Origin of the sequence: Sphingobium sp. CCH11-B1, from assembly GCF_001556865.1 — a bacterium.
Lineage (GTDB): Bacteria > Pseudomonadota > Alphaproteobacteria > Sphingomonadales > Sphingomonadaceae > Sphingobium.
Genome location: NZ_LSJY01000123.1, coordinates 1 through 15,801, shown reverse-complemented (window position 1 = coordinate 15,801; position 15,801 = coordinate 1). Strand labels below are relative to the sequence as shown.

Genomic DNA, 15,801 nt, shown 5'->3' with positions numbered 1-15,801 from the left:
GGGGGCGCCATGATGGCGGCCCCCCCTTTTTTGATGCGAGGGAAGTCAGGGGATCAGCAGGGTCGACCCCACCGTTTGCCGTGATTCCAGTGCGCGATGTGCTTGCGCCGCATCGGCAAGAGCGTAGCGCTGGCCGATCACCGCCCCCACCACACCCTTTTCCATTCGGTCAAACAACCGTCTCGCGGTGTGCGCCAACTCTTCCGGCGTCGCGACATAATTGAACAGCGTCGGCCGCGTCACATAGAGAGATCCTCCCCGGCTGAGGTCGAGCAGGTTGACCGGCGGGACCGGACCCGACGCATTGCCGTAACTGACCAGAAGACCGCGTGGCTTCACCGATGCAAGCGACGCACTCCAGCCCGCCTTCCCGATGCCATCATAGACAATGTCGACACCTTCCCCGTTGGTCCGCTCACGTACCTGCGCGGCAAGATCATCCATCGGTGCGTGCAGGCTGAAGTCCGCGGCAACGGACGCCGCCTTCGCCGCCGAGCCGCTGTGGGCAATCACCACCACGCCCTTGTCTCGCAGCCAAGGCACCAGGATTGAGCCGACCCCGCCAGCGGCGGCATGGACCAACGCCGTCTGCCCGGCTTTAAGCGGCCAGACATCCTCCGCCAGGAAACAGGCGGTCATGCCCTTCAGCATCATCGCCGCGGCATCTTCGAAACTGATATCATCGGGCAGATGCACCACCTGCGTCGCCGGAACCCGCCAATGGGTGCAATAACTGCCCCGCGCCGTGGCGCACGCGACCCTGTCGCCCACTGAAAACCCGGATACGCCAGGGCCGACCGCAACGATTTCCCCGGCGGCTTCCGATCCCAGCGTCAGGGGCAGATCGGCAGGATAGAGCCCGCTTCGGAAATAAGTGTCGATATAGTTGAGGCCGACCGCCTTGTTCTCGATAAGCACCTCGCCCTGATCCGGCGCACCGGGGTCAAAATATTCTCGCTCCATGACGTCAGGACCGCCATTGACGCGAATGACCATTCGCCAGGCGGCTCCGCTCACGCGAGATGCTCTGCGAAAAAGTCCGCCGTCCGGCGATCGGCCAATTGCGCTGCGTCTTCCACGCGGCGATTGCCCATCTCGGCGGCAAAGCCGTGATCCAGCCCCTCATAATCATGAAGGGTAACGTGCCGGTTGTCCGCCAGCCCGTCATGCATTGCCTGCTGCGTTTCCGCGGGAACGAAATGATCAGCTGTCGGGATGTGGAGCATGGTCGGCTTGCCGATGGCATGCTGCTCACCCAGCAGACCGTCGATTCCGACCCCATAATAGCCGACGAACGCGTCGCCGTCGGTCCGACATGCGGACATGAAGGCGAGACGGCCGCCAAGGCAGTAGCCGACGACCCCGACTTTGCCCGTGCCACCAAGCGCAGCCCGCGCTGCCTTGATCGCCGCTTCCAGGTCACGAATGCCCTGATCCTGATTGAACCGTGGAATATAGCCGAGCGCCTGCTCCATTTGCTCCGGCACATCGGCATCCAGCTCGATATGGGGCGCAATTCGCCAGAACAGGTCCGGCGCATAGGCAAGGTAGCCCGCCTTGGCCCAGTTGTCGCACTTGCGTCGGATCCCTTCATTCACGCCAAATATTTCCTGGATCACGATGATCGCTGCGCTGGCCTTTTCTTCCGGAACCGCCACATAGGCGTCGAACTGCGCATCTCCTTCCAGAGTCTTCACCGCCACGAATTCGCCCATTACAATGTCCTTTGCAGCTTTGATTGGCGCATATTGGCGGATCACGCGGCCCGCGCAACGCCCGATTTCTTTTAAATTTGCATCGGCGCGCCCTGTTGCGGCATGACCCTGAAAGATCGTGCCGGAAAGCTATTGAAAGGCGGGACATGAAAGTAACCGTAGACGTCGATTGCACCCCTGCCGAGGCACGTGCCTTTTTGGGCCTTCCCGACGTGACGCCCATTCACGAAAAATATATCAAGACCATGCTGGACGGCTTCGACGGCGTGGGCAGCGTCGAGCAGATGGAGACCTTGTTCAAAAGCTTCTCTCCCCTGGGCGATGCAGGGATGCGCCTGTTTCAGCAAATGATGAACGTTGGCCTTGCAGGCATGGGCACGACGAAAGACGAAAAGAAATAGCAGCCGCGTGACCGATAGCATCTTCGCCCTGTCGAGCGGGCGACCGCCCGCTGGCATCGCCGTCCTCCGCATCAGCGGCCCCCACGCCAGGCAGGCACTTGAGGCCATGGCCGGCAGACTGCCGCCGCCGCGCGTGGCGAGCCTTGCCTTGCTGAAAGATCCGCAGGACGGCTCAGCCCTCGACCGTGGCCTGATCCTATGGTTGCCCGGGCCATCGACCGTTACGGGCGAGGACATGGCGGAACTACATTGCCATGGCGGGCGCGCCGTCATCGCGGCGGTGGAGGGCGCCCTGGCCCAAATTGCCGGGTTGAGGCGAGCGGAAGCGGGCGAATTTACACGGCGCGCTTTTGCGAACGGCCGCATGGACCTTAATGCGGTGGAAGGTTTGTCCGATCTGCTGGCGGCGGAAACGCAAAGCCAGCGCCGATCAGCGCTCCTCATGGCGGAAGGGCATTTTTCCAGGAGGATCGCGGGATGGCGGGCGCGCCTGTTACAATTGTCTGCCATGGCGGAAGCAGCCCTTGATTTCTCTGATGAGGACGATGTGCCTGCTGAGGGCATTGAAGCCGACATTTCGGCGCATGTGATCGCCCTCCGGGATGATGTCGTGCAGGCGTTGAATGCTCCGTCAGCCGAGCGGTTGCGGGATGGCGTCCGGCTGGTGATGGCTGGTCCGCCCAACGCAGGCAAATCCACGCTGCTCAATGCCCTCGCAGGTCGGGACGCTGCGATCGTGTCGGATATCGCCGGGACGACGCGGGACCGCATTGAGGTTCCCGCCGCACTCGGCGGCGTGGCCTTCCTCCTGACGGATACGGCGGGGTTGCGGGAGCAGACCGATGACCCGGTCGAGGCAATCGGGATCAACCGTGCCAAGGCCGCTCTCGACGCCGCCGATCTCATCCTCTGGCTCGGTAATGCCAGCGATCTTCCTCGCGACGACGCGATCCTGATCGCGGCGCAGGCGGACCGGATCAAGGATGACAGGCCGGGGCTTCGGCTGTCGGCGGTTACAGGGGAGGGGATGAAGGCGCTCGTCGCGCTCTTGCTGCAACGGGCATCCCTGTTGCTGCCCGGCGAGGATGACTATGCCTTGCATGACCGGCAGCGGCGTCATCTCAGCCGGATCGCAAGTCATCTGGATGCCGCTCTATCGGTCCAGAAAGACATGTTGCTCGTCGCGGAGGAGCTGCGATTGGCCCGCAGCGCTATTGACGAACTCACCGGATTGGCCGGCACCGAAGACATGCTGGATCAACTCTTCTCCGGCTTCTGCATCGGAAAATGATCGATGTTCCACGTGGAACGCTTTTGACCGGAGCCCGCCTTTTCTGGTAAGGGCGTGCCTATGCGAACAAGCTATGATGTGATCGTCGTCGGCGGCGGCCATGCCGGTTGCGAAGCGGCAGCTGCGGCTGCGCGCAAGGGCGCTTCTGTCGCGCTTCTCACGTTCAGCCGCGAAACGGTGGGCGCGATGTCCTGCAACCCGGCAATCGGAGGCTTGGGCAAGGGGCATCTGGTCCGGGAAGTGGATGCGCTGGACGGCCTTATGGCGCGGGCAGCCGACGCAGCCGCTATCCATTATCGGATGCTCAACAGCAGCAAAGGCGCGGCGGTTCAGGGTCCCCGTATTCAGGCCGACAGGAAACGGTATCGCGCGGCAATCCACCAATTGCTCGACGCGGTCGAGGGGCTCGACATTCTGGAGGGGGAAGCGAGCGCTCTGCTGCTATCCAATGGCACGGTGGCGGGACTGACTCTTGTGGACGGCCGCACCGTGCATGCACCCACCGTCGTGCTGGCCACTGGCACCTTCCTCGGTGGCAAATTGTTTCGGGGGGAAGAGCGGGAAACAGGCGGACGCGTTGGAGAACAGGCTGCCACTCTGTTAGGCCAGCAGTTACGGGCACTCGATCTGCCGATCGGCCGTCTTAAAACCGGAACGCCGCCGCGGCTGGATGGCCGCACGATCGATTGGGCGCGCCTGGAGACACAGCCGTCCGACATGGGCGACTGGACGATGTCGACTATGTCGCCCGGCCGGACTCTTCCGCAGCTGGCCTGCGCGATCACGCGCACGAATGAAGAAACGCATGCGATCATTCGGGCCGGCCTCGATCGCTCGCCTTTGTTCGGCGGAGCGATCGAGGGCAGGGGCCCCCGTTACTGCCCCTCGATAGAAGACAAGGTGATGCGGTTCGGGGACCGTGACGGCCATCAGATATTTTTGGAGCCGGAAGGGCTCGATGACCATCTCGTCTATCCGAACGGGATCAGCACGTCCCTTCCGATTGACGTTCAGATTGCGATGATCCGGTCCATGGCCGGACTGGAACGGGCGAGGATCGTGACGCCGGGCTATGCGGTCGAATATGACCATATCGATCCGCGTGCCCTCGATGCCTCGTTGCAGGTCAAAGCCCTTCCGGGCTTGTTTTGCGCCGGCCAGATCAACGGCACCACCGGCTATGAGGAGGCAGCGGCGCAAGGGCTGGTGGCTGGCGTCAATGCGGCTGCGTTTGCCAAAAATCTTCCAGCCATAATCCTTGATCGAACCAGCTCCTACATCGGTGTCATGATCGACGACCTGGTGCTTCAGGGGGTGACGGAACCCTATCGCATGCTCACCGCGCGCGCCGAATATCGGTTGCGTCTGCGCGCTGATAACGCCGAAACGCGCCTCGGCGCGCTGGCTTTGGCGCATGGCATTATCGGCCCGGAACGCGCCGCGCGTTTCGCCGAACGTGACGAGCTTCGTGCTGTAGCCCAACAGGATCTGGCATCCCAAAAGACCGCCACCGAGCTTGCACGACTCGGCGCGGCCGTTCGGCAGGATGGCTCGCGTCGCAGCCTTTTTGAATGGGCCCGGTTTCCCGAAGTCGATCCTTCGCTGCTGCTTGAACTCGCTCCTGCCCTCCGCAAGGCCCCTTTCGACCTTCGGCAAGAGATATTGGAAGACGCCCACTACGCGCCGTACCTTCAACGGCAGGAGGCAGAGGTTGCCGAGCTTCGACGCAACGAACGCGTCGCTTTGCCTGCGGCCCTCGACTATCGAAGCATAGGGGGGCTTTCGCTGGAAATGATTGAACGCTTCGAGGCCGCCCGACCGGAAACGCTTGCCGCAGCGTCCCGTATCCGCGGCGTGACTCCCGCTGCGTTGGCAGCCATTCTCGTCCATGCCCGTCGCGAGGCTGCGTGACCGAAGACGATGCACGGGCATGGTTGCAGGCCGAATTCGATGTTTCACGTGAAACATGGCAGCGGCTGGAAGACTATGTCTCCCTGCTCCTGGAGGCGTCGAAGGAACAGAACCTCATCGCCGCTTCGACTGTCCCCCATATATGGGCCAGGCATGTTGTCGATTCGGCGCAACTATTATTGCTGGCCAAAGATGCGGGAGATGGAAGCTGGGTGGACCTGGGTTCGGGCGCAGGCCTCCCCGCCCTCGTCATTGCCTGCCTGGACCAGCGGCCGATGCTGATGATCGAAACGCGCCGCAAGCGGGTCGACTTCCTGAATAGTGTCATTGATCAGCTCGGCCTTGATCACGCCAAAGTGTTCGGAGGCAGGGTGGAAGTTGCGCCGGCCATGAACGCGGCGGTCATCAGCGCCCGAGCCTATGCGCCCCTTCCAAAGCTTCTGGCGTCCGCTGCCCATCTGGCGAACAAAAATAGCTGTTGGGTGCTGCCGAAAGGCCGAAGTGCTGAAAATGAACTGGAGGCGGTGCGCGGGTCGTGGCAAGGTGTGTTTCACGTGGAACCCAGCGTAACGGATCGCGACAGCGCGATCATCGTTGCTCGCGGTGTCCACCCGATTGGCAAAGGGAAACATCGTCCATGATCCGTATCGCTATCGCCAATCAGAAAGGCGGCGTGGGCAAGACGACGACCGCGATAAACCTTGCCACTGGTCTGGCGGCTACTGGCCTGCGCGTCCTGCTTGTCGATCTCGATCCGCAGGGCAACGCGTCGACGGGACTTGGCGTTGGCCAGGCGGAACGTAACTATTCCAGCTACGATCTCCTTGTCGGCAACTGTGCGCTTGAGGACAGTATCGTCACCACGCGTGTACCAAAGCTCGACCTTGTTCCTGCAACGCAGGACCTGTCCGGGGCCGAGATCGAGCTGATCGAGTATGAAGAGCGTACCCACAGGCTGGAGAGGGTATTGTCCGAAGCGCCATCCGGCCGCTGGGATATATGCCTCATCGACTGCCCACCCTCTCTCGGCCTTCTGACCATAAACGCGATGGTTGCCGCGCAATCGCTGCTCGTTCCGCTGCAATGTGAATTCTTCGCGCTCGAAGGGCTGTCGCAATTGTTGCAGACGGTCGAGCGCATTCGGGGTCGCTTTAATCCCGGCCTCTCGATCATGGGTGTGGCCCTGACCATGTATGATCGCCGGAACAGGCTGACCGATCAGGTGGCGGACGATGTGCGGGCCTGCCTTGGCGATCTCGTATTTTCGACCGTCATTCCCCGCAACGTGCGCCTGTCCGAAGCTCCCAGTCATGGCGTTCCAGCGTTGATCTACGATTTCCGCTGTTCGGGCTCCGAGGCGTACATGCGCCTTGCCCGCGAATTGATTGCCCGCTTGCCCCGTCAGGAGGTCGCAGCTTGAGCGAGAATATGGCTGACAAGCCGAAGGCAGCCAAGCGCCCGCAAGGACTGGGTCGCGGTCTCTCCGCGCTACTGGGCGATGTCTCGCGGGAAGAGCCTGTGGCATCGGTCACTGCTCCGGCCAATGGCAAGGCTGTGCAGAGTATCGAAGTAGCCTTGATCCATCCGCATCCGGAACAGCCGCGCCGTCATTTCGATGATGGCGCGCTTCAGGAACTGGCCGACAGCATCGCAAAGCGCGGCGTCATCCAACCCATCATCGTCCGCCCTCATGGCGGCGGGTTCCAGATCATCGCAGGCGAACGCCGCTGGCGCGCCGCGCAAAGGGCGCAGCTGCACCGCATACCCGCCATCGTGCGCGACTTCGACGAGCAGGAAACGCTGGAAATCGCGCTGATCGAAAATATCCAGCGCGAAGATTTAAATCCGATCGAAGAAGCCGAGGCCTATCGCAAGCTGATTGCGGAGTTCCACCATAGCCAGGAAGCGCTCGGCCGCATTGTCGGCAAGTCGCGCAGCCATGTCGCCAACCTCATGCGATTGCTCGAATTGCCCAAGCCGGTGCAGGAACAGGTCATGTTCAACCGGATCAGCATGGGTCATGCGCGCGCGTTGATTGGTGCGCCCGATTGCGAACGACTTGCACAACAGGTTGAATCCAAAGGTCTTTCGGTTCGCGATACGGAGCAACTTGTCCGACGGGTGAAGACTGGCGAGGATGCACCGTCGGCGCGTCGACGAGCAGGAGCCTCGCTGGAAAAGGACCCCGACATCGCCGCGCTCGAACAGCATCTCGCCGACATATTGGGCCTGAAGGTCGAGATTGCGCATGATGGCGCATCCGCGGGCGGCAGCTTGGCGCTCCGCTATTCCAATCTGGATCAGCTCGACATGCTGTGCCAGCGTCTGTCGGGCGAGCGCATCTGACACAAGGCGGGGGAGGGGACAAGCGCCACGCATAAATGCCGTTGCGCCACTGGCTTTTTCCGGCGCCGCCCCTAGGTTGCAAGCATGGCCGACATGCTTTCCACCACTTCCGCCGCGCCCTCCGTCATTCGCCGCAGCGACTATCGCGCGCCGGACTGGCTCGTCCCGCAGATCGATCTGGAATTTGATCTCGACCCTGTCCTGACACGGGTTCGCGCGCAATTGTCCGTGACGCGCAATGGCGATCACGATCAGCCGCTCAGGCTGGACGGCGACGGCCTTGTTCCGCTGGAAATAAGGGTGGATGGTCAACCCCTCTCGCCCCAATCCTGGTATCTCGAAGCAGGCGCGCTTATCCTGACGCTGCCCGGCGATGCCCATCACATCGAAACGCTGGTCGAGCTCGTCCCCGAAAGCAACAGCAAGCTGATGGGACTCTATGCCAGCGGCGGCCTGCTTTGCACCCAATGCGAGGCAGAAGGGTTTCGCCGCATTACCTTCTTCCCTGATCGCCCCGACGTGCTGTCACGCTATAGCGTGCGTATGACGGCCGACAAGGCGCGCTTCCCGATATTGCTGGCCAATGGCGATCCGATCGATACGGGGGAACTGGATGACGGACGGCATTGGGCGGTCTGGCACGACCCTTTCCCGAAACCCTGTTATCTGTTCGCGCTCGTGGCGGGCGATCTTGCCTGCAACGCCGACCAGTTTGTCACCGCTGGCGGGCGTACGGTTCGGCTTGGCATTTGGGTGAAGGAAAGCGACCTGCCGCGTACCAGCCATGCGATGACAGCGCTCAAGAACAGCATGGCCTGGGATGAACGCGTCTATGGCCGGGAATATGATCTCGATGTGTTCAACATCGTCGCCGTCGCGGACTTCAATTTCGGGGCGATGGAGAATAAGGGCCTCAACATCTTCAATTCGCGTTACATCCTGGCCGATCCCGAAACGGCGACCGACGTCGATTATGACGGCGTCGAAGGGGTGGTGGCTCATGAATATTTCCACAATTGGTCGGGTAATCGCGTCACGTGCCGCGACTGGTTCCAGCTCTCCTTGAAGGAGGGCTTTACGGTATTTCGCGATCAGAATTTCTCGGCTGACATGGGCTCCCATGCCGTCAAGCGGATCGAAGATGTGCGCGTGCTGCGCGCGGCGCAGTTTCCGGAGGACAATGGGCCGCTCGCCCATCCTGTCCGACCCGAATCCTACATGGAAATCAGCAATTTCTATACCGCGACCATCTACAACAAGGGTGCCGAACTTATCCGCATGATGGCGCTGATTGCCGGTCCGGAACGGTTCCGGGCGGGCACGGATCTTTATTTCGATCGCCATGACGGGCAGGCCGCGACTTGCGAGGATTTCGTCCGGGCCATGGAGGATGGCGCAGGTCTGGATCTCGGGCAGTTCCGTCTATGGTATGAGCAGGCAGGAACGCCCCTGGTGCAAGCGTCCCTCACCCATGACCCCGCCACCCAGAGCGTCGAACTGGTCCTCGAACAATCCATTCCCTCAACACCGGGGCAGCCGGTCAAGCAGCCGATGGCGATCCCCTTACGCGTGGCGCTGTTCAATCCGGCGACCGCAACGCATCATGGCGACGAACTGCTGATCCTGACAGAAGCGCGGGAAAGCTTCGTGTTTCCCGACTTTGCCTCGCCGCCCATATTGTCGATCAATCGCGGCTTTTCGGCACCGGTGATCGTGCAGACCGACCGCAGCCAGGCCGATCTCGCCTTCCTGTCGGCGCATGATGATGATCCGTTCGCCCGCTATGAAGCGATGCAGCAATTGATGGTCAACGTGCTCCTCGCCCTGACCTCGGGGCAGCCAGCGGACGAGCAGGCCGTGGTAGACGCCATCCGCTACACCCTGACCGACACTGCGCTCGATCCGGCCTTCGTGGCGGAGGTCATCCGCCTGCCCAGCGAAGCCTATCTGGGCGACCAGATGGCGCGGGTAGAGCCTGACGCCATCCATAGGGCTCGGGAGGCGCTTCAGGCGCGCATCGGCGTTGATCTCGAAAATCTGTGGCGCGAAGTCCACGCCGGAACCAAAGCCAACGGCTTTTCGACCTCGCCCGCCGCGAAAGGCGCGCGCAAGCTCCGCAACGCGGCGCTTCATTACCTTGTCGCCTCGGGCGCGTCAGATGGAGCGTCTATCGCCTTCGCGCAGTTTAGCGAGGCGGACAATATGACGGAACGTCAGGCGGCGTTGGGAACGCTCGCCAACGGGGGCAGCGCGGAGCGGGAAGCAGCCCTCGACATCTTCTACAACCGCTATTGCGACGACGCGCTGACGCTGGACAAATGGTTCCAGACACAGGCCTTTTCGCTCCATCCCGACACTGCCGACCATGTCGCCGCGCTGTCCCGCCACAAGGATTTCACGCTCGCCAATCCCAATCGCGTGCGCGCCCTGTTCGGGGCCTTCGCGGCCAATCAGTGGGCGTTCCATCACAAGTCCGGCAAGGGATACCGCATGGTTGCCGACTGCATCATCGCGCTGGACAAGCTCAACCCGCAAACCGCCGCGCGTCTCGTGCCACCGCTTGGCCGGTGGAAGCGGTTCGACGAGGGCCGCGCGTCACTGATGCGAGCGGAGCTTCAGCGCATATTGGCGGAACCGGGCCTGTCGAAGGACGTGACCGAACAGGCGAGCAAGAGCCTCACCTGACCCTGCTGCCCGGGCACCCGCATATCAGGTGCCCAGCAAGCAACGGGCTTCAGTCCTTCACCGCCGCCGCCCATGCGGCGACGTCGGACGCCACCTTGTTCGCCGCAGCGTTCAGCGGCGCGCCGACCGTGGACGCCTCGATCTTTCCGCCCACAGGCACGCTGGCCGTGAAGCGCTGCCGCGCCAGCGCCTTGCCCGCCGGGGTGGTCAGGACGGCATCATAGGTGACGATCGCGCTGCCGCTCGGTTCGTCGATCTGAAAAGCGACCAATTCCCCGGACAGGCGCTGTCCGCCGTCGCCGGAGAATTGACCGCTATCCAGCACGACCCGGTCCGTCGTCGCCGAAATCGTTTCCGCCAGCAGGCGACGGAACAGATGGCGCGGAGTGTCCGCCCATTGCACCTTGGTCACATAAGCGACCGACGTGGCGCCGAGCTGCACTGGCACGCGCACCGTGTCCAGCATGCGCGGCGCTTCCGGGTCGGCAACGATGAGCGTACGTCCTTCCCCGGCCACGCGAGTCGTCCCCGCCGGAACCTTGTGGGTGGCATCCAGCGTCAGCAACCGTTGCGGCGGCTTCGCGCCGATCGAAACGCATCCCGACAACAGCAGCGCGCCCGCAGCCGCTCCCAACAGGCCGGACGCTTTCAAGCCCCGGCGTTTCGCATGGATCATGGTCCGCATCTCTCTCATCATGGCTTGTAATCCGGTAGCTTGGGCGATCCGACCAGCGAGCTGGCACCCTGCTGGTCCAGCTTTTCCGCGACCCCGCGGAAGGATCGGGACATCTCGCGCAGATCGCGAACCAGTTGGTTGACCTCCGGCATGGTCTGATTGCTGAAACTGCGCACGCCCGGCTGCGCCTCTGCGATCGTCTTGTTGAGCGTGTCGATGCTTTGCGATGCGGCCTGCACGCTCTTGCGCAGGTCCGCCATCAAGGGCCGGCCCTCGTCGTTCAGCAACGAATCGGTCGTCGCGGCCAGCTTGCCGATCTGTTCAACCGCAACGCCGGTCCGCTGTACCGTGATACGCGCTTCCGCCAGCGTGGCGGCGATTTCGGGGCTCCGATCCGCCAGCGCATCGGATACGCGCTCGACATTGGCCAATATGCCGGCGATCGACTGCTGATTCTTGTCGTTCAGCAGCTCGGTCAGTCGCTCGGTCAGCGTGGACAGCCGCTCCAGCAGCTGGGGCGCATTGTTGAGCAGCTCGCCCAGAGCGCCGGGCTTGGTGGGGATGACCGGCACGCCGTCGGGGCAGGCGGCCAGCACATTTTCGACCGGGCACAGGATCGGCGGCGCGCCCTTGACCGCGCCGTCCAGCACGATTTCGCTCACGCCGGTAAAGCCGACGCCAGAAATGGTGGCTGTCGTCCCCTGCAGAACGGGCGTGCCATCCTTTACGGAAATGCGCACCTTCACGAAACTCGGATCGCGCTTCCACAGTTCGATCTTCTCGACCTGTCCGGACGGCACGCCTGAATAGTTGACCGCGGACCCCTTCGCCAGGCCGTTCACCGACTGTTTGAAGAAGATGTCATATTCCTGACTGTCGCCCTGCGACAGGCGGGAAAACCAGAAGGCGGCGGCCATGATGGCCGCGATCAGCAGCAGCGTGACGGTGCCCACCAGTACATGGTTGGAACGGGTTTCCATATCCTATCGCCTTCCGTCCGGCGGGCTGTCCGCCGCCCTGTTCTTTTCGCGCGTGACCGCGGCCGTTGCGGCGCGGCCGCGCGGGCCGTTGAAATATTCCTGGATCCACGGATGATCGGTCGCCAGCAGTTCCTTGATGCTGCCGACGGCGATCACCTTCCGGTCGGCCAGCACCGCCACCCGGTCACAGATCGAATAGAGGGTATCGAGATCGTGGGTGATAAGGAAGACGGTGAGACCCAGCGTCTGCTGCAACTGGCGCGTCTGTTCGTCGAACGCCGCCGCTCCGATCGGGTCGAGGCCGGCGGTCGGCTCGTCCAGGAAGAGGAGATCCGGGTCAAGCGCCAGCGCACGGGCGAGGCCAGCGCGCTTCTTCATCCCGCCGGACAATTCAGCCGGATATTTGGGGCCCGCTTCGGTCGGCAGGCCGGTCATGCGGATCTTGTAGGCGGCGATCTCGTCGCGCAGCTGCGGGCCGATGTCGGGATAATATTCGCGGATCGGCACCTCGACATTTTCCGCCACCGTCAGCGTCGAAAACAGCGCGCCACCCTGGAACAGCACGCCCCACCGCTTCCGTATGGCCAGCGCCTCGTCATCCAGACGCCCGATCATCGATTCGCCAAAGACGCAGATTTCGCCCTCATCGGGCGTCTGCAGGCCGATGATGGAGCGCATGAGCACCGACTTGCCGGTGCCCGATCCGCCGACCACGCCCAATATCTCGCCCTTGCGCACGTCGAGGTCGAGATGCTCGTGCACGACCTGATCAGCGAAGCTGTTGCGCAACCCACGCACCTTGATGGCGATGTCGCTATGCTCGAACGCTTGCTCGACACGCTGCTCCTCGGCCGCCTGGATATTCTCCTCGCTCATCAATTCCACCCGACCCAGGTGAAGAAAACGGCAAAGAAGGCGTCGATCACGATGACGAGGAAAATCGCCTGCACCACCGCGGCGGTCGTCCGCAGCCCGACCTCCTCGGCATTGGCCTTGACCTGCATCCCCTGGAAACAGCCGGCCAGCGCAATGATGATTCCGAAGACGGGGGCCTTGATCAGGCCGACCCACAAGTCAGTGATGGGCACGACCTCCCGCAGACGCTGCACGAAGGTGATTGGCGGAATTTCCAGCGATACCGCGCACAAAAAACCGCCGCCGATGATGGCGACGATGGAGGAATAGAAGCCAAGCAGGGGCATCATCACGACGACAGCCAGCGTGCGTGGCAGCACCAGCGCCTCCATCGGAGAAACGCCGATCGTCCGCATCGCGTCGATCTCCTCGGTCAGCTTCATCGTCCCGAGTTGCGCCGCGAAGGCCGATCCGGACCGCCCAGCCACCATGATCGCGGTCATCAGCACGCCAAGTTCGCGAAAGGTGAGCCGGCCGACCAGGTTGATGGTCAGCATCTCCATGCCGAACTGGCGCAGCTGCACTGAACCCTGCTGCGCGATGACGATGCCGATCAAAAAGCTCATCAAGCCGATGATGCCCAGCGCCGAAACGCCCACCACTTCGAACCGCTGCACCACGGCATTGACGCGAAAGCGATGCGGATGGCGCAGGATGTTCCAACTCGCCACCAGCGTCCCGCCGAAAAATCCGACCAGACCGACCAGAGTCGATCCTGCCGCCGTCACCGCTTCGCCGATCTGGCCGACGACGCGCCGCATGGGATGGATATGGTCGGGCCGGATGGACACCGGTTCGTCCAGTTCGCCCACCGCAGCGATCAAACGCGCGGCATCGTCATTGGCGCCGGTGACTTCGCACCCCAGGCGGCGGGCGGTGCGGTGGACCGTCCATGCGCCGATCGTATCCATATGATCGACATCACTCAGGTCGATCGCCTGCACCGGTCCTTGCACCGCGTCCAGCCGGTTCGGCAGATCGCGCAGACAGGCAATGGCCATGGACCCGGACAGGCGGAGCACGCTGCCGCCATCGCGCGCGTCTTCGGCAAGATCAGCGGCTTTGTTCATGCGATGGATTTAGTGGTCCATTATCGGTTGCACGGCAAGCCGAAACGGCCCATCCGCAAGCCAGAACGAAGGGCATGGACAAAAGTTTCGGATACGGCATGACGACGCATCGGCTGGCGATTTACGATATGGACCGCACGGTCACGTTCAGCGGCACCTATACCGGCTTCCTCCTCCATGTGGCGCGCCGCATGGCGCCGTGGCGACTGCTGCTGTTCCCCTGCGTCATCCTGCTGATGCTGGCCTATGTGCTAAAGCTCGTCACGCGCCAGCGGCTCAAGGAACTCAACCAGGCGCTGATGATCGGCTATCATGTGGAGCGGGCGAAGCTCATGCCGCATGTCGAAAGCTATGCCGATTCGGTGATCGCCACCGCTTCCTACCGCCTCTATGTCGAGCCGATCGCGCACCGCCTGGGCTTCGACGCCGTGATTGCTACCGATCATCTGAGCCAGGATCTGCGGTATGTCCGCGCAAAGATCGCCGGGGAAAATTGCTACGACACCGGCAAGCTGCGCATGATCAAGGCATGGATGGCAGCCGAGGCAATCGACCGCGGACAGGCGCATATCCGCGCCTATTCCGACCATGTGTCGGACGCGCCGATGCTGGAATTCGCCGACCTGCCCTTCGCCGCCAATCCGCACAAGCCGCTGGCCAGGCTGGCAGCCGAGCGTGGCTGGACGCGGGTCGACTGGACCTAATAGCCGGTCAGTCCGTCGATCGCCGCCCATCCGTCAGCGCCGATGCCGCCCAGCATGTATCGATGCGTGGCTTTCATCCCGCCCAGGGCGATCACCGGCCGGTCGATCCGGCTGGCGATCATCGCAAATCCGACACGGCCGAGGGTCGAGCGACCCGGATGCGATCGGGTGGGAAAGAGCGGCGAGACGAAACAGAGATCGACGCCGCGCGCCGCGACGGCTTCCCGCACATCATGCACTGGCGCGCTGCGCAAGAGCGGCCGGGCCGCGCGCCGCCGGTCGCGCCCATGCACGCCATCGGCGCGCCATGCCGCCGCCTGCCGCGCCGTACCACCAAGCAACAGGATCAGCCGCCGCCCAAGCGCGATCCGTCGAAGCGCGTCGAACAGGGCGCGCCGCTGTGCCACAGGCGTCGCATGATGGCGAAAGACGATCCCGGCCGCGCCCTTGGGCAACCGCGCCGCAGTCGCGAGCAGCGCAGCATCGGGCACGCGTTCATCCGTCATCAGCCAGAGCATGGGCTGCTTTTTGCGGTGGCGGGCGGACATGACCCTCGCCTATAGCAGCGCCGATGACGACCGACACCCCTGTTGACGATGCCGCCCTTCGCCTTGCCGCCGTCCGCGAAGCCATGGATCGCGCCGCCCGCCTGACGGATCGCAGCGGCGACGACATCCGCCTCATCGCCGTGTCCAAGACGCATGATGCTCCGGCCATCCGCCCGCTCATAGAAGCCGGCCAGCGTGTCTTCGGCGAAAATCGCGTGCAGGAAAGCCAGGACAAATGGCCCGCGCTTCGGGACGAATGGCCCGATGTGGAACTGCATCTGGTGGGTCAGCTGCAATCGAACAAGGCGACCGAAGCGGTCGCCCTGTTCGACGTCATCCACGGGCTCGACCGGCCCTCGCTCCTGACCGCGCTGGCGAAGGCGATGAATGCAACCGGCAAGCGCATCCCCTGCTTCATTCAGGTCAATATCGGCGCGGAGGAGCAGAAGGGCGGCTGTGCCATCGCCGACACGCCGGCACTGATCGCTGCCGCACGCGACGCCGATATTCCTGTGCTCGGCCTCATGTGTGTGCCGCCTGCCGAACTGGAACCCGCGCC

General features: G+C 63.0%; 16 protein-coding genes. 9 read left to right on the top strand and 7 right to left on the bottom strand.

Annotated features, from left to right (window positions below):
* Positions 1 to 45: 45 nt before the first annotated feature.
* Complete coding sequence (locus AX724_RS12700; protein WP_066767051.1) at positions 46 to 996, bottom strand: quinone oxidoreductase family protein; 951 nt, start codon at positions 994 to 996, stop codon at positions 46 to 48.
* Between the two features lie 17 nt (positions 997 to 1,013).
* Positions 1,014 to 1,715 (bottom strand): dienelactone hydrolase family protein, encoded by a 702-nt coding sequence (locus tag AX724_RS12695; RefSeq protein WP_066767049.1) that lies wholly within the window; start codon positions 1,713 to 1,715, stop codon positions 1,014 to 1,016.
* 146 nt (positions 1,716 to 1,861) lie between these two features.
* On the opposite strand from AX724_RS12695, the gene AX724_RS12690 reads away from it, so the two are divergent.
* The 7 genes from AX724_RS12690 (at position 1,862) to pepN (ending at position 10,349) form a co-directional block, all read left to right on the top strand.
* On the top strand, positions 1,862 to 2,116 hold the full coding sequence (locus tag AX724_RS12690) for a DUF6489 family protein (protein WP_066767046.1): 255 nt from the start codon (positions 1,862 to 1,864) through the stop codon (positions 2,114 to 2,116).
* A gap of 7 nt (positions 2,117 to 2,123) precedes the next feature.
* Complete coding sequence (gene mnmE / locus AX724_RS12685) at positions 2,124 to 3,407, top strand: tRNA uridine-5-carboxymethylaminomethyl(34) synthesis GTPase MnmE (RefSeq protein WP_066767044.1); 1,284 nt, start codon at positions 2,124 to 2,126, stop codon at positions 3,405 to 3,407.
* Positions 3,408 to 3,467: 60 nt separating this feature from the next.
* Positions 3,468 to 5,318: a tRNA uridine-5-carboxymethylaminomethyl(34) synthesis enzyme MnmG gene (mnmG, locus tag AX724_RS12680; RefSeq protein ID WP_066767042.1), complete on the top strand. Its 1,851-nt coding sequence runs from the start codon at positions 3,468 to 3,470 to the stop codon at positions 5,316 to 5,318.
* Entirely contained in the window at positions 5,315 to 5,959 is a 645-nt protein-coding gene (gene rsmG, locus AX724_RS12675) for a 16S rRNA (guanine(527)-N(7))-methyltransferase RsmG (RefSeq protein WP_066767039.1), read from the top strand. Before mnmG ends, rsmG begins: the two co-directional genes overlap by 4 nt.
* Complete coding sequence (locus AX724_RS12670) at positions 5,956 to 6,738, top strand: ParA family protein (protein ID WP_066767037.1); 783 nt, start codon at positions 5,956 to 5,958, stop codon at positions 6,736 to 6,738. The genes rsmG and AX724_RS12670 overlap by 4 nt, the downstream gene beginning before the upstream one ends.
* A gap of 8 nt (positions 6,739 to 6,746) precedes the next feature.
* The gene (locus tag AX724_RS12665; protein ID WP_443018712.1) at positions 6,747 to 7,664 is read left to right on the top strand and encodes a ParB/RepB/Spo0J family partition protein; all 918 of its coding nucleotides are present in this window, start codon (positions 6,747 to 6,749) and stop codon (positions 7,662 to 7,664) included.
* A gap of 84 nt (positions 7,665 to 7,748) precedes the next feature.
* Complete coding sequence (pepN, locus tag AX724_RS12660; protein WP_066767034.1) at positions 7,749 to 10,349, top strand: aminopeptidase N; 2,601 nt, start codon at positions 7,749 to 7,751, stop codon at positions 10,347 to 10,349.
* A 49-nt stretch (positions 10,350 to 10,398) separates the two neighbouring features.
* Here the strand turns inward: pepN and AX724_RS12655 are convergent, their stop codons facing one another.
* Genes AX724_RS12655 through AX724_RS12640 form a run of 4 tightly spaced genes read right to left on the bottom strand, consistent with a single transcriptional unit; the run spans position 10,399 to position 13,990 of the window.
* A complete protein-coding gene (locus tag AX724_RS12655) occupies positions 10,399 to 11,025 on the bottom strand; it encodes an ABC-type transport auxiliary lipoprotein family protein (RefSeq protein ID WP_066767110.1) in 627 nt (208 codons plus the stop codon).
* 17 nt (positions 11,026 to 11,042) lie between these two features.
* Positions 11,043 to 12,005, bottom strand: coding sequence for an MlaD family protein (locus tag AX724_RS12650; RefSeq protein ID WP_066767031.1), 963 nt, complete (start codon positions 12,003 to 12,005; stop codon positions 11,043 to 11,045).
* 3 nt (positions 12,006 to 12,008) lie between these two features.
* Positions 12,009 to 12,881, bottom strand: coding sequence for an ABC transporter ATP-binding protein (locus tag AX724_RS12645; RefSeq protein WP_066767028.1), 873 nt, complete (start codon positions 12,879 to 12,881; stop codon positions 12,009 to 12,011).
* On the bottom strand, positions 12,881 to 13,990 hold the full coding sequence (locus tag AX724_RS12640; protein ID WP_066767026.1) for an ABC transporter permease: 1,110 nt from the start codon (positions 13,988 to 13,990) through the stop codon (positions 12,881 to 12,883). The genes AX724_RS12645 and AX724_RS12640 overlap by 1 nt, the downstream gene beginning before the upstream one ends.
* A 74-nt stretch (positions 13,991 to 14,064) precedes the next feature.
* Between AX724_RS12640 and AX724_RS12635 the strand changes: the two genes are divergently transcribed.
* Positions 14,065 to 14,694 (top strand): HAD family hydrolase, encoded by a 630-nt coding sequence (locus AX724_RS12635; protein WP_269454156.1) that lies wholly within the window; start codon positions 14,065 to 14,067, stop codon positions 14,692 to 14,694.
* On the opposite strand, the gene AX724_RS12630 is transcribed toward AX724_RS12635, so the two are convergent.
* Entirely contained in the window at positions 14,691 to 15,242 is a 552-nt protein-coding gene (locus AX724_RS12630) for a thiamine phosphate synthase (protein ID WP_066767022.1), read from the bottom strand. The two genes, AX724_RS12635 and AX724_RS12630, sit on opposite strands and share 4 nt — an antisense overlap.
* Before the next feature lie 23 nt (positions 15,243 to 15,265).
* Here AX724_RS12630 and AX724_RS12625 point away from each other — a divergent pair.
* The coding region (locus AX724_RS12625) for a YggS family pyridoxal phosphate-dependent enzyme (protein ID WP_066767019.1) at positions 15,266 to 15,801 on the top strand (536 nt) is incomplete at its 3' end.

Bases quoted from the DNA above. Each gene is read 5' to 3' on its own strand.
- AX724_RS12700 (WP_066767051.1), bottom strand. From the start codon at position 996: ATGGTCATTCGCGTCAATGGCGGTCCTGACGTCATGGAGCGAGAATAT.
- AX724_RS12695 (WP_066767049.1), bottom strand. From the start codon at position 1,715: ATGGGCGAATTCGTGGCGGTGAAGACTCTGGAAGGAGATGCGCAGTTC.
- AX724_RS12690 (WP_066767046.1), top strand. From the start codon at position 1,862: ATGAAAGTAACCGTAGACGTCGATTGCACCCCTGCCGAGGCACGTGCC.
- mnmG (WP_066767042.1), top strand. From the start codon at position 3,468: ATGCGAACAAGCTATGATGTGATCGTCGTCGGCGGCGGCCATGCCGGT.
- AX724_RS12670 (WP_066767037.1), top strand. From the start codon at position 5,956: ATGATCCGTATCGCTATCGCCAATCAGAAAGGCGGCGTGGGCAAGACG.
- AX724_RS12665 (WP_443018712.1), top strand. From the start codon at position 6,747: ATGGCTGACAAGCCGAAGGCAGCCAAGCGCCCGCAAGGACTGGGTCGC.
- pepN (WP_066767034.1), top strand. From the start codon at position 7,749: ATGGCCGACATGCTTTCCACCACTTCCGCCGCGCCCTCCGTCATTCGC.
- AX724_RS12655 (WP_066767110.1), bottom strand. From the start codon at position 11,025: ATGATCCATGCGAAACGCCGGGGCTTGAAAGCGTCCGGCCTGTTGGGA.
- AX724_RS12650 (WP_066767031.1), bottom strand. From the start codon at position 12,005: ATGGAAACCCGTTCCAACCATGTACTGGTGGGCACCGTCACGCTGCTG.
- AX724_RS12645 (WP_066767028.1), bottom strand. From the start codon at position 12,881: ATGAGCGAGGAGAATATCCAGGCGGCCGAGGAGCAGCGTGTCGAGCAA.
- AX724_RS12640 (WP_066767026.1), bottom strand. From the start codon at position 13,990: ATGAACAAAGCCGCTGATCTTGCCGAAGACGCGCGCGATGGCGGCAGC.
- AX724_RS12635 (WP_269454156.1), top strand. From the start codon at position 14,065: ATGGACAAAAGTTTCGGATACGGCATGACGACGCATCGGCTGGCGATT.
- AX724_RS12630 (WP_066767022.1), bottom strand. From the start codon at position 15,242: ATGTCCGCCCGCCACCGCAAAAAGCAGCCCATGCTCTGGCTGATGACG.